At 55.8% G+C, this 13,512-nt stretch carries 11 protein-coding genes; 7 read left to right on the top strand and 4 right to left on the bottom strand.

The window, feature by feature from the left end; genetic code table 11:
- Window positions 1-578 (bottom strand): hypothetical protein (locus tag M1617_01205; GenBank protein ID MCL5886914.1); only part of this gene is annotated, 578 nt, incomplete at its 3' end.
- Between the two features lie 32 nt (window positions 579-610).
- Window positions 611-1,648, bottom strand: coding sequence for a glycosyltransferase (locus M1617_01200; GenBank protein ID MCL5886913.1), 1,038 nt, complete (start codon window positions 1,646-1,648; stop codon window positions 611-613).
- A gap of 174 nt (window positions 1,649-1,822) precedes the next feature.
- Here M1617_01200 and M1617_01195 point away from each other — a divergent pair, with 174 nt between their 5' ends.
- Window positions 1,823-2,770 (top strand): NAD-dependent epimerase/dehydratase family protein, encoded by a 948-nt coding sequence (locus tag M1617_01195; GenBank protein ID MCL5886912.1) that lies wholly within the window; start codon window positions 1,823-1,825, stop codon window positions 2,768-2,770.
- 32 nt (window positions 2,771-2,802) lie between these two features.
- On the opposite strand, the gene M1617_01190 is transcribed toward M1617_01195, so the two are convergent.
- A complete protein-coding gene (locus tag M1617_01190) occupies window positions 2,803-3,960 on the bottom strand; it encodes a glycosyltransferase family 4 protein (protein ID MCL5886911.1) in 1,158 nt (385 codons plus the stop codon).
- A gap of 252 nt (window positions 3,961-4,212) precedes the next feature.
- Here M1617_01190 and M1617_01185 point away from each other — a divergent pair, with 252 nt between their 5' ends.
- The 5 genes from M1617_01185 to M1617_01165 all read left to right on the top strand — a co-directional run bounded on the left by M1617_01185 (window position 4,213) and on the right by M1617_01165 (window position 10,228).
- Window positions 4,213-5,151 (top strand): NAD-dependent epimerase/dehydratase family protein, encoded by a 939-nt coding sequence (locus tag M1617_01185; protein MCL5886910.1) that lies wholly within the window; start codon window positions 4,213-4,215, stop codon window positions 5,149-5,151.
- A gap of 30 nt (window positions 5,152-5,181) precedes the next feature.
- Complete coding sequence (locus tag M1617_01180; GenBank protein ID MCL5886909.1) at window positions 5,182-6,561, top strand: O-antigen ligase family protein; 1,380 nt, start codon at window positions 5,182-5,184, stop codon at window positions 6,559-6,561.
- Complete coding sequence (locus M1617_01175) at window positions 6,561-7,730, top strand: glycosyltransferase (GenBank protein MCL5886908.1); 1,170 nt, start codon at window positions 6,561-6,563, stop codon at window positions 7,728-7,730. Before M1617_01180 ends, M1617_01175 begins: the two co-directional genes overlap by 1 nt.
- A 102-nt stretch (window positions 7,731-7,832) precedes the next feature.
- Window positions 7,833-9,080, top strand: a complete 1,248-nt coding sequence (locus M1617_01170; protein MCL5886907.1) for a glycosyltransferase — start codon at window positions 7,833-7,835, stop codon at window positions 9,078-9,080.
- Complete coding sequence (locus M1617_01165) at window positions 9,077-10,228, top strand: glycosyltransferase (GenBank protein MCL5886906.1); 1,152 nt, start codon at window positions 9,077-9,079, stop codon at window positions 10,226-10,228. The genes M1617_01170 and M1617_01165 overlap by 4 nt, the downstream gene beginning before the upstream one ends.
- A 54-nt stretch (window positions 10,229-10,282) precedes the next feature.
- Here M1617_01165 and M1617_01160 read toward each other — a convergent pair whose 3' ends face one another.
- Window positions 10,283-11,437 carry a hypothetical protein gene (locus tag M1617_01160; protein MCL5886905.1) on the bottom strand — a complete coding sequence of 385 codons (1,155 nt, stop codon included), beginning with the start codon at window positions 11,435-11,437 and terminating at the stop codon, window positions 10,283-10,285.
- A 130-nt stretch (window positions 11,438-11,567) separates the two neighbouring features.
- On the opposite strand from M1617_01160, the gene M1617_01155 reads away from it, so the two are divergent.
- Entirely contained in the window at window positions 11,568-13,424 is a 1,857-nt protein-coding gene (locus M1617_01155) for a polysaccharide biosynthesis protein (GenBank protein MCL5886904.1), read from the top strand.
- The last annotated feature ends 88 nt before the right edge of the window (window positions 13,425-13,512 follow it).

The following is a 13,512-nucleotide window of genomic DNA, read 5'->3' as shown; positions in this document are numbered from 1 at the left end:
GTCACCTTGCGACTCGCGAATCGCTCCGCGTACCGCAGCAGCCTAGCCTCATCGATCATGTCAAGGTGCTGCAGCCGTAGTTCGCGCGCAAACCCAGGTGCGTCGGACCCGCTCCTCAGATACGCCAGGTCGAGTAGCGCCTTTTCGGGCGATGCAACGAACGCAGACCTCTTGCCGGGGAGATCCACGTGCACGTAGCCCCAGAACAACGACTCCTTCACATGGTGATACACGAAGGTCCCAAACAAAGTCTTACGAGAAGCTTGCCTGCCGGTTGTCACTGCAGTCGTGACAAAGACGGCCTCGGGAATCAGCCCGACATCCGCAAGGACGGTCTCAAGACTCACGTACGAGCCTGGGGTCAGCATGTTGGAGATCTCATACGGATGCGGATCCGCGCTGCGGTACAGGTCCGAGAGGGCATAGAGACCGCGTCGCAACTGGACGACGAGTCCACCCGACTTCCACCGGGACAACTGCTTATGCACGTCGCGCACGTCAGTACCGGGGCCGAGAAGCATCCCTGTAGTGAAGAGCGGTTCGACACCAACGATCCGCAGAAGGTCTTCGCGTTTCATAGCAACAAGTTACCACAAGTGGTAAGTTATCGCTACGACTTGTCGCCCGTCATCCGCTCCCAGATGTCCTTGCCCCTCGCGTGGATGCGCCTAAGCACGATCGGCGGCATGCGCAGCGCCATATCCGCACGCTTGCGGACGTAAGCCCGCAGCTCCGTGAGCTCCCCGGGCGCGAACTCCGCGAGCAGCTTGTCGATCGCCTCGGGCGAGAGCGCGCTGTCGCTCAGGCGACGCAGGCGCTCGTACGCGTCGTGCGACACACGATCCAGCCCGCCGACGATCTTCCCGCCCAGACTCTCGTGGAGCACATCGGGCTTCACCGGCCGCACAGAGCGCTTGTCATCGTCGAAGGTGGCGAACTCGTACTCGAACGGAAGCTCCTTTACTGGCCGCCCGAGGAGCAGGTGGATCTCCGAGTAGAAGGACTTGAACGACAGCGTGATGAGCCCTTCCTTCTCCAGCCGACGCATCGACACGTGTATCGGGGCACCACGCAGCACACGGAACTTCCCAACCTCCGAGGCGCGCTGCACGTAGTCATGATCCTCAGCAAGTACGACGGTGGTATCGAACCCGCCGATATGCTCGTGGATGTCGCGGCGCACAAGCACACAGGCACCCGGCGCCCGCGGCGAGATGTACTGCGAGAGCTGCAGGTACATGTTGACGACATCGCACGCGAAGAAGTTCACGGCCCTGCGCTCGACGGGCTTCACCTCCGCCGTGGCAACGGCCAGCGAGCGCTCAGCGAACTCCGCCAACGCGCGCTCGATCCAGTCCAGAGAGGGCTCGACATCTGCGTCGAAGAAGAGCAGCAGATCCGTCGTGGCGATCGCCGCCCCCGCATTGCGCCCAACAGCCGGCATACCACCTTCAACTACCGAGGCACCCGCTGCCATAGCCACCTCGCGCGTGGCATCGGTAGAACTGGCATCGGCAACGACGACCGCATCCGGCGGACGGGTCTGAGCGGCGAGTAGCCCCAACAGGATGGGTAGGCGCTGCTCCTCGTTGAGAGTCGGAATCACAACGGTCAGTGTGGGTCGCTGTGGAAGTGCCCTTAACTCCATTCAAACTCCCTGTTCCGTAGCCGAAAGTGCGTGCAAAAGAGGCAGCTCTAGTTTGCCCGAAAGCGCAGGCAGATGCGAGGGGTGAGGGTCAATGCTCGTGGTTGTCAAAGTCGAGTGCGATGATGCACGATACATGATGTTGACATCAAAGCGATTGAGACGATGGAGCGGTCAGTGAAGTATCTAGTGACTGGTGGTGCAGGGTTCATTGGTAGCAACCTCGTCAAGATGCTACTTGCAGATGGCCACGAGGTCATCGTGCTCGACGATCTTTCTTCAGGGTACGAAGAGAATCTATTCGCCGAGGCCGAGTTCATCGCAGGCGACATCACTGACCCCGACGCTGTCTATGAAGCTGCCACGGGTGTGGACTCGATCTTCCACTTGGCAGCAAGCGTTGGTAACACCCGCTCGATCGATGACCCGATCCGTGACGCAGAGGTCAACTACACCGGTACTCTGCGCGTCCTCGAAGCCGCTCGCAAACACAACATCGAACGCATCGTCTTCTCATCTTCTGCAGGCATATTCGGGGAGCTCAAGACGCTTCCAATCGCCGAAGATCATGCTTTCGAACCGGACTCGCCCTATGGAGTAGGCAAACTGGCAGCAGAAAAGGCGTGTTTGGCCTACAACAAGCTCTATGGCATGAAGAACGTGTGCTTGCGATACTTCAATGTGTACGGAGTGCGTCAGCGATACGACGCTTACGGCAACGTTATCCCGATCTTTGCCGAGCGGATGCTCCGTGGGCAGGACGTGGTGATCTTCGGTGACGGTGAACAGACCCGCGATTTCGTCAATGTGAGGGATGTAGCGCGAGCGAACTACTCTGCGGCGCAATCTGAAAACGCAGCGGGGTCCTTCAACCTGGGTAGCGGAACGCGAATCTCCATAAACGAGCTTGTCACAATCATGTCGAGGCTTTCTGGCAGCCACTCAGAGATCATCCACGACAAGCCGCGTCCGGGTGACGTACGGGATAGCCTTGCCGCAATTGCAGCCGCCCGTAGTGCCCTAGGATATGAACCTTCTGTTGATCTGGAGGACGGCCTTGCCGCCTATCTGGATTGGCTGAGGGTGGATCCGGTGACCATGGCGCGGTGGGGAAGCCTCTCGTAGTTTCCCGAAAGCGTAAGCGGCTGCGAGTAGACCTAACGCTGCAGGCTCTCTATCAGGGTGGCGAAACGCTCAGTGAGGGTGTCGCGGTCGAAATCCGACTCCGCAAGTGCCCGGGCGTTTGCGCCCATCGCCCTAGCGCGGGCAGGGTCGTCCGCAAGCGCGACGAGACCGTTTGCGAATGCTACCGCATCCCCGGGCGGTACGACCAAACCAGAATCCGTAGACTCGATCTTTTCTCCAAGCCACCCCGGGTAGTTCATCATTACTGGGAGTCCGGCAGCAATATAGTCCGTGAATTTCGTGGGAGCGGCGCTGTTGTAGAAGAGGGGAAAGTCAGACAGTACAACAAGCCCGACATCTGCTGCGGTCAACAACTTCACTAACTGCACTTTGGGCATCGCGTCCAAGAAGAACACGGGCAGATCCTCTGCTCGAGCGCGCTCTTGTAGCTGCGCCTTGCGCATCCCCTCACCCGCGAAAACAAACTTGATGTCGCCCCTGCCGCGACGCTTGACCTCTGCGGCTGCATCGAGAATGGCGTCGACACCGTTCGCGATTCCATGCGTTCCAGTGTAAAGGGCTATGAAATCACTATCTGAGACCCCTTCTATAGCAAACGGCAGAGGAGTTTTTTCTGGATGGTACTCGAACAAGCCGAAGTCACAGCCGTTATGGATCATCGTGATGCGGTCACGCGGGATTCCGCGACGAGCGATGCCATCTTCTATTCCAGGGGCTATTGCGACCAGACGATGAGCTCTGTGATAGCTCATCCACTCAAGCCAACTTATCAAAGTCAGCACCACAGGATTCTTGATGACGCCCATCTGCTTGGGGTAGTCGGGCCACAGGTCATAGACTTCGAGTACAAAAGGCGTGCCCTTCAGGAACCTTGCTGCCATGCCGGGAAGAGCCCCGGTTAGTGGCGGAGTAGTGACAAGTACGCAATCCATTTTCAGCTTCAGCGCAACGCCCGTGGCCCTGAATGCGTATTTGAGAAACATGATTGTGCGGTCCACAAAGCTGAGCTTATTCGAGTACATGAGGTCGAACTCAATGATGCGCATGCCTTTAACCATGCCCTCTCGACGACCTTTGATGAATGGACCACTGAGGCCAGTGCATCCAGCACCGTAAGAACCGCACACGACCGTCACATCATGTCCGCGCTCCACGAAGCGGCGGTTCATCTCATACGATCGTGTGGCTCCAGCACCATCAGGCGTCGAAAAAAGCTGACACAGATGAACAATCCTCAACCCAGGCTCCCTTCGTTGGGCCACAGCATCATCTACGTACTCATAGATGTAGGCTCTAGTTTGCCCGAAAGCGCAGGCCGATGCGAGGGGGCGGGGCCTGTAACCTATGGTTGTCAATGCCGAGTGCGATGATGCACGATACACTACGGTGAAATCAAAGCGGCTGAGACAACGGAGCGATCAGTGAAGTATCTAGTGACCGGCGGAGCAGGGTTCATTGGCAGCAACCTCGTCGAGATGTTGCTCGCAGACGGACACGAGGTCATCGTGCTCGATGATCTTTCTTCAGGGTACGAAGAGAATCTATTCGCTGAGGCCGATTTCATCGCAGGCGACATCACGGACCCTGATGTTGTTCAGGAAGCCGTCACTGGCGTCGACTCGATCTTCCACTTGGCAGCAAGCGTAGGCAACACCCGCTCGATCGATGATCCGATCCGTGACGCGGAGGTCAACTACACCGGCACTCTGCGAGTTCTGGAAGCGGCCCGCAAGCACAACATCGAGCGCATCGTCTTCTCGTCGTCTGCAGGCATATTCGGGGAGCTCAAAACGCTACCAATCGCCGAAGATCATGCTTTCGAACCGGATGGAGTAGGCAAACTGGCGGCCGAAAAGGCGTGTTTGGCCTATAACAAGCTCTACGGCATGAAGAATGTGTGCTTGCGATACTTCAATGTGTACGGAGTGCGCCAGCGATACGACGCTTACGGCAATGTGATCCCGATCTTTGCCGAGCGGATGCTTCGTGGCCAGGACGTGGTGATCTTTGGTGACGGTGAACAGACCCGTGATTTCGTCAATGTGAGGGATGTGGCACGAGCGAACTACGCTGCGGCGCAATCAGAGAACGCAGCCGGGTCCTTCAACCTGGGTAGCGGAACGAGAATCTCCATAAACGAGCTTGTCACGATCATGTCGAGACTTTCTGGCAGCGACTCAGAGATCATCCATGACAAGCCGCGTCCGGGTGACGTACGGGACAGCCTTGCGGCTATCGCAGCTGCGTGCAGTGCGCTAGGATACAAACCCTCGGTTAATCTTGAGGACGGCCTTGCCGCCTACCTAGATTGGCTACGCGTGGATCCTGTGACTATGGCTCGATGGGAAAGCCTATCGTAATGTAGTCGTTCATAGGACAAAGACAGTCTGATGCCGCCGAGGGAAAGCCACAGATTTATGCGACCGTGGAATTTTGCAGATAAGCCATTCCTTCAGGCGTTATTTGTTGCTACTCTCGCAGTGGCGGTGGGTGCAGGCGCTGTTTACAGCCCACTCGCTGTTGGTGGGGTTCTACTAGCGACCTTGTTGTTCTTGGCGATTAGCAGAAGCCCAACCAATGGACTGTACCTGATTGTATTGTCCATACCGTTTGATAGTCACTTTATCGATTTGGGCCCTGTCAATCTCTCCGCGTCGAATCTACTCATTGCGATTACATTCTTGGCCTGGCTGGCTGCCTACATCAACTCGAAATTCCAAGCCCCAAGGGATTCCAATTATGCACTCCTTGTCTTGATGATAGCAGGCACCATAGCATCAACCGCATTTGCCGCTGATGAGCAGATTCACGTCCGTAGCATCGTCACGCTACTCGGCTGCGTTTTGACCTACTTTTTGACCGTAACCCTGATATCGAATACCAAGACGCTTGATAGAACTTTGTTGGCGCTGGGTGTTTGTGCCACCGTGGTCGCCGGTTTCGCCATCATTCAGGCCGTGGCATACCGCTTTTTGGGCCTAACTTTAGGGATAGGCCGGGTGCTAGAAACAATTGGACGGGACATTGCTTTGCCAATGCCGCGCGTAACTGCTACCTTTCACGATCCAAACTTCTTCGGGTGTTTCCTGCTAATAGCACTACCAGCCCTACTCTATCTTGGCTTGTTTGGGGCCCTCGCTAGACGACACAGGTTTCTCGTCGCAATAGCGGCAGCATTGCTGTCCGGCGGATTATTTCTGTCATACTCTAGAGGGGCATGGTTAGGGATGTTGATTGCACTGTTAGGCATCCTGTATTTCTGGGTGCGGCAACACTTCAGTAACAAGTCGCGACCAGTCGTCTTGGCAGGTATCGCCGCAACAGCCTCACTCTTCAGCGTTGCATTCTTTGACTTGGTACGAGTTCCATTTGACCTATTGATAGCTTTGAATCCGGAATCAGCACTCTATCGCTTGGATTTGTGGGCCAGGGTTCTTGACACGTTCACAGCGAACCCCTTGTTCGGGATAGGGTTCGGTGGCTTTGTTCACCAGTATGGTACGGATACTCACAACGCCTTCATGCATCTCCTCGTGTCCATAGGGTTGTTCGGATTCCTGCCTTTCTTATTCTTATACCTGAATACTGTCCTGACCGGTGTGGGAAATCTAAAGACGCATCTTGGGGCTGCACTTTTCGTGAGCTTGGTTGGGGCCTTCACTGCAACGATGTTTATCGACATCATCCTCAACAAGAGCATCTGGTTTCTTCTTGGATTAGTAAATGCGGCTGCAAGAGTTAGTGATTTTGAATTGGAGGAAACCAGATAGTGAAGAATATTGCCTGGCTTGGTGCTGCAATTCCTGGGCGGGGTGGTCCTTTTGTTCATGTTTCGCATTGGGCCAAACACATAGACAAGAGTAAGTACAGAGTCACCCTAATCTTTTCAAGCCCTGAAGAAATTCGAAGTCGAGTCAAGGACTTGAGTGGATTCGGCATCGAGGTGATCTTCATGCCCGAGTTGTCCGATTTGAAAACACTTTATCTCCCGTCAGTCTTCAAGTTGTCGAAGCTGCTCAGAGAAAGAGAGATAGAGTTACTGCACACAGTCTTGACTCGGAGTGATGTTCTGGGACCACTAGCCGCCAAGATAGCTGGTGTGCCACATGTAGTCTCCTCTATTGAGGGTAAACTAATCTCTTCTCATGGCATACCTTCGAGGTGGAGGCGGGTCGCCTACCGTCTTGGGTACCGCTATTCGAAGCAACAGATAGATAGGTTTATTGCCATCTCAAGTAAAACAAAGACTGATCACTGTCGTGAATTTAGGATCAATCCCGACAAGATCGTGGTTGTCCACAATGGCGTTGAGCCTGATAGATTCGACTACAAGCAATGCTTGGCCGCCTCACAGCAGCGATGCAACTCTAATGCCCATGTGTTGGGTTATTTTGGCGTGCTGGGTCGACATAAAGGAGTTGACACCATAATCGAGGCTTTACCTTTGATTTTGGAGCGATATCCCAATACAAGTCTTCTGCTGGTCGGCGAAGGGAACGATACACCACTGTTTCAACAAAGAGTCAGGGAATTGAAGCTAGAGGATAACGTCGTATTCTCACCTTGGCGGCAAGAGGTATCTGGGATAATGGAAGCCTTTGATGTCTTTATATTGCCCTCTCAAGCCGAAGGCATGCCATGGGCCGTCCTTGAGGCAATGGCTAGCGCAAAGCCCGTAATCGCCACTGCGGTCGGGGGGATACCGGAGGCTGTGGTTGATGGGGAAACAGGAATACTGTTGTCAAACTCGAAGCCAGAGACGATTGCCCGCGCAGTGCTTTCTATGCTTGACTCACCTGAGCGTATGCTTCAGATGGGATGCGCAGGAAGACGGCGCATAGAAGATTGCTTTACGGTGTCGATTGAAATGCGAAAGATCGAGGCCCTATATGACTCGTTGACCGAAGACAGGGAGGATTTCTTGCAGGGTCCCCGATGATAGGAGGCAAGACTGAAATCGAAACATGACCTGAAAAAGGCACTCATAGTCACCTATTATTTCCCTCCTCGCCCAGAAATTGCGTCAATTCGGCTACGAGGCTTGGCTAAGTATCTTGGGGCTTACGGCTGGAAGCCGATTATACTGACGGCTGTATTGCCGGGACCGCCTGACAAGCAGTTTTGTGTTCGACAGACCCCATACCCAGGTGATGCAACCGCTACTTTCAAGCGACGAATCATGATGAATCCCAATCGAGGTTTTCAGGACCAGGTAGGGGTTGAGACTACGGCTCGAAAACAGGGGTCTTCACTGCTGGGGCACCTCACAACGCTTGTTCGAAGCGCGGTTGCGTATCCTGATGACCAGAAGGACTGGTACAAGTTTGCAGTCGAGGCTGGGCGTGACTTGGTCCATGAAGAGGGCATCGATGCAATTATCAGCAGCTCAAGTCCTGTCACAAGTCACCTCATCGCGAAGCAACTTAAGAAGGAATGCACACTCCCGTGGATTGCTGATTTACGTGATTTGTGGACCCAAAATCATTACTACCCCTACGGCGACCTCAGAAGATCATTTGAGAGAAGGCTCGAGATTACGACTTTGGGTGCGGCAGACGGCTTGGTCACGGTTTCCGAGCCCCTGGCTCGCTCACTTCGCGAATTGCATCCAAGAGCTTCAGTGTTCTCGATACCAAACGGCTTCGATGATGATGAGGTCCGTTGCTCACCGTTAACAGACCAGTTCACGATTACATACACCGGGGTTTTGTATCAAGGAATGCGGGATCCAGAGCCGTTTTTGATTGCATTGCGCAACTTGATCAGTGCTGGAACTATGGATCCGCGTGTCACGAGAATCAGATTTCTTGGTCCGCCACAAGAATGGCTCGAACAGGAGATACAAAGATATAACTTGAGTGGTGTTGTGCATCAACATGGCGTGCTTTCTCGAGACAATGCATTGGAAATGCAAAGAGAATCGCAGGTCTTGCTGCTCTTGAATTGGAATCACCCTGCCGAAGCAGGAGTTTACACGGGGAAGGTCTTCGAGTATCTAGCTGCGAGGAGGCCTATCATCGCTGTTGGTGGCCCGAGAAGCGTTGTCACAGAGCTGATGCAAGAAACAGGTGCCGGTGTTCATGCTTCCAGCGTGGAAGAAATTGAAAGAGCCCTCCTAGGCTATTATTCGGAGCACGAAAGCAGTGGCCGAGTTGGCTATGGCGGTAGCCCTGAGCAACTAAGCAGGTACAGCCATAGCGAAATGGCTAGAAGGTTTGCTCGAGTTCTAGACGAGGTGACTTCACAGTCCAAAACCCAAGTCATGCATGACCCAAGGCTGGAAACATGAAGATTCTACATGTAGCCACCGGTATGAATCCGGCATCGGGTGGACCCGTGAGAGCGGTGGCTGGGTTGACCGAGACCCTGGCGTTACACAATCTGCAAGTTGACCTATTTGCTCCAAAAGGCCCCGATGACTTTGCGGAACTGATCAAACCCCAAGGAGTCAGGTTGCGAGTCTTTGAACAAGGAGTGCTAGCTCGCTGGTGGCCGGGGTTTTCGGCAGAAATGGCTCATTCACTTGGCCAAGAAGTCAGTAGCTACGACTTGATCCACATACACGAAATGTGGAGTCATCCACACTATGCAGCTTACCGGGCGGCTAGGTCTGCGAGCAAGCCGTATGTAGTGTCTATTCACGGGTGCCTGCAGCCCTGGGCAATCAATCATAAGGCCTTGAAGAAGGCGGTCTATTCAACAGTCATACAGCGAAGAATCCTAGGACAGGCAGCAGGACTCCACGCTTTGACTCAAGAAGAGGCTAAACACATTAGGGCTTATGGCATCGACAATGAGATTATGGTGATTCCGAATGGGATACACCCTGCGGACTACGAAGTGCTGCCTGTGCGAAAAGATCTCGACCGGGCTTATCCTCAGCTTGTCGGTAGGCGGGTTGCTCTGTTTATAGGTCGCCTACATCAAGTCAAAGGACTCGATATACTGGCGGAAGCGTTTGGGCGGGTAGCAAGAGACCAGAAGGACCTGAGTCTCTTAGTGGTTGGTCCAGATGATGGCGGCCAGAAGGACAAAGTAATGAAAACACTTGATTCTTACGGGGTGTTGGATCAAGCGATATTCACGGGAATGCTTACCGGCCAGGCGAAGCTAACGGTCTTGGGTGGAGCAGACATTTTTGTCCTTCCGTCGTACTCTGAGGGCTTCAGTGTGGCGATTTTGGAGGCACTTGCATCCGGACTGCCCGTAATCATTACGCGACAGTGTAATTTTCCTGAGATTCTGAGTGCTAATGCTGGAATAGTGATCGAGCCTGAACCAAGCCAATTGGCGGTCGCTCTGGAGAAGCTATTTAGCAGCGAGAGTTTGCGAAAAGAAATGGGCGACAACGGGAGGCGACTCATCTCCCGACAATTCGGCTGGAACAAAATTGCAGCACAGATGCGCACTTTGTACGACTCCGTTTTATCCAAATAAACGCTGATATGCGTTGAGTGTTTCTCGAGTAACCCACACAGTGTTAGCTTTGCCTCAGTACCTGAATATTGCAGCGGCGCCAGCGCTTGTGGTCGGCTCGATTGCATGGATCACGCCGCCATGTGTGAGCGTCTCCACAGCCGCAAGATTCATCAGGTCCTGAGCGTTTGGTCCCGGACCGTCGTCGACCATGACCCTGAAGCTTTCGGGATCGAAAGCGCCGTAAGCGGCAGATTCCGGAGCCACGAAAAGGGTCTTCACGCGCCCCTGATGTGCGGCCGGCACTATGACATCCAGATCAGCAGAAGCCACGCCGGTTCCTATCAGATTCCCAAGAGTTGAGAGATCCTTGGTTAGCTGCGCGCGGAAGTAAGGCTCCAGTAGGGCCAGTGCCTCTGTGTGCAGATCAGCCGCAGGAACGTTGTCGGGATTGCCGGTAAGCGATGAATCCACCAGGTTCGGGTAGTCGCTGACAGACCTGTAGATGGGCAGCAGGTACTCGACGCCTGCAAGCAGCAGTGGCGGGGTATCGATGTTCAGGAAGTCTTTGAGCTGCCGGTCGACCATTCGGAAGTAACGGGAAAGGACTTCCTGCTTCACTTCTCCGGCTCCTCCATGACCGTGGAAGATCGCAGCTCGGCGTCCACCGCCTCCCGCAGAAGGGGTTCCGGAGTGGAATTGCATCTGTCTCTCGAACTCGTCGTACTTCAGGGCATCAGCAAGACCCTTGGGCATACCCTCCACGCTGGATTCGGTGATGCTCGTACGGCTACCCTCCAGCACGCGCACGCCGTTCTTGCTCAGTGCCAGCACAACGAAACGCTCGCCTCTGTCGACCATTGGCAGCAGGGGTCGAATCAGGAATCTGTCGCTCACCATCACTGTGTCGCTCGGCTCGATCAACAAGCGATGCACTCGCGTCATGCTCGGGCTAAGATGCAGGCCCAGCCCATCTGAGACACTCTCTCTCCAGAATGAAGCGTCCTGCACCAGGTCGGTGGCAGGGCGGAGGATTCCATCGATCTCTGCGGACTTGAGTCCATGTTCGCGCAGTTGCTTCTCTGCGGCGCGTGTCAGGTTCTTGAGTCGGATCGCAGATGCACCGGAGTCCAGACTTCTGGGACCGGTGCCTATGAAGATCGAGATGGAGGGCCATTCGTTGTGCCTGGCCAGTTCGACGAGAGTTTCCCGGGCGAGTGTATCAGCCATTTCTGCCTCCTCGGAAAAAAGAAGATGCGGCGCCGACTGCGGCGCGCCCAGGTTGTATATTCCCCGTTTCGGGCAGGTTCATATTGATTTATGATGACAGCAACGAGCGATTCTTGCGGAGAGGGAGTTGATGGGCGAGCTGGGCCGGTCGATCGACATCAGGAAGCTGATACGCTCTTCGCGTCCTGTCCAAGTGGCACTGATGATGTTTGCGGACGCAGCGGTCGTCTCGGCGGCAGCCATGCTTGCGTACTTCGCAAGGTTCGAGGGTATCGTTGATGAGCGCTTCACCCCCTACATGTGGCCTTATGCTGCTGTTGCGGTCGTCGTCTACCTCGGGTTGTTCAAGGTGCTTGGGATCTATCGCATAGTCCTGAAGTACGTCGGGATAGAGTCGATCATGCGCTTGGCGGTAGCCATCGTTGGGGCGGTGCTACTGCTGACCGTGGTGAATGCCATCGTGAGCACCCAAGGCGGCTGGAACCGAGTCCCTTACAGCGTCATCATGATCACCGGAGTGCTTGCGCTTGTGGGCACGGGCGCCCTGCGCTCCGTGAGCCGCATGTCTGTAGCTGTCAGCATGAACGAAGCGCGTCGGCGTGGTACTCCTGTGTTGGTGATAGGGGCCGGGGACGCCGGCTCACTGCTACTGCGGGACATCGAGAACCGGCCCGCGTCAGGGATGTACGTCGTCGGCCTGCTCGATGATGATGGGTACGCGCACGGCATGACCGTCAGGGGAGTGCCGGTGCTAGGCCCTGTTTCGGCATTGGAAGATGTGGCCGCCACCCACCATGTCGCGGAGGTCTTCATCGCGATCCTCTCGCTCTCCGCGCAACGCAAGCGCGAGATTCTCGAGATATGCACCAGAGCCGGCTTGAAGACCCGGATCATGGGAGAGCTCACCGGTGACCAGACTTTCACCGGCATCGCGGATCTGCGCAACGTGAGCATCGACGACCTGCTGGGGCGCGATCCGGTCGAGATAGATGTGGACCTGATATCCTCGGCGATTGAGGGTAGGGTCGTTGCGGTGACCGGTGCGGCAGGGTCGATCGGCGCGGAGCTTTGCAGGCAGGTAGTCAAGATGAGGCCGGAGCGGTTGCTGCTGCTCGAGGTCGATGAGACGCGGCTGTACGAGATGGGGCTCGAGCTCGAGCGCGTGGTGCCCGGGGTTGCCACTATGCGCATCTGCGATGTGCGCGACCGGGGCAAGCTGGATCGGGTGTTTGGGCGGATGCGGCCGGATGTGGTGTTCCACGCGGCTGCCTACAAGCATGTGCCGCTCATGCAAGACGAGCCCGATGAGGCGGTCAGGACCAACGTCGTGGGCACGCGCAACGTCCTTGAGGCGTGCAGGCAGGCAGGGGTGGGCAAGTTCGTGCTGATCTCGACGGACAAGGCGGTCGATCCGTGCAACATCATGGGCGCGACGAAGGCGATGGCGGAGCGCTTGATGCTCGCGTACGCGCACGATGGCATGCAGGTGACGGCGGTGCGCTTCGGCAATGTGCTGGGGTCCAGGGGCAGCGTGGTCCCGATCTTCGAGGAGCAGCTCAAGAACGGCGGGCCGGTGCTGGTCACCGATCCCGAGGTCACTCGGTACTTCATGACGATCCCCGAGGCCGCGAGGCTCGTGTTGCAGGCGCAGGCGATGAGCGAGGGTGGCGACATCTTCGTGCTCGAGATGGGCGTGCCGGTCAGGATCGTGGAGCTGGCTCAGCGGATGATCGGGCTTTCCGGGGTGCCGGCCTCGATCGAGTACACGGGCCTGCGTCCGGGCGAGAAGCTGCACGAGATCCTGGTGCACGGCGCCGAGGAGTTGCTGCCCACGGATTGCTCGGCAGTTGTGCGCCTGAGCCACGTTCCGGTGGTGGGCGATGACTTTTTGGCGTTCGTCGGGCGGCTGGAGAGTGCGGCGGATGCGGGCGAGGTCGATGAAGTGGCGCGCATGTTGCTGGATAGGTTGTGTTCGGATTCTGGATAGGTATTGTTTAGATATTTGAGGGAGCATGATGCCCAAGCGTTCTCCAGCAACTCTGGCTGCTGAAGCCGTGCCTCGCAAGAAGCCGCCT

The sequence above is a fragment of the Actinomycetota bacterium genome (assembly GCA_023488435.1).
Classification (GTDB): domain Bacteria; phylum Actinomycetota; class Coriobacteriia; order Anaerosomatales; family UBA912; genus UBA912.
This window is presented reverse-complemented; position numbering and strand designations above follow the sequence as displayed.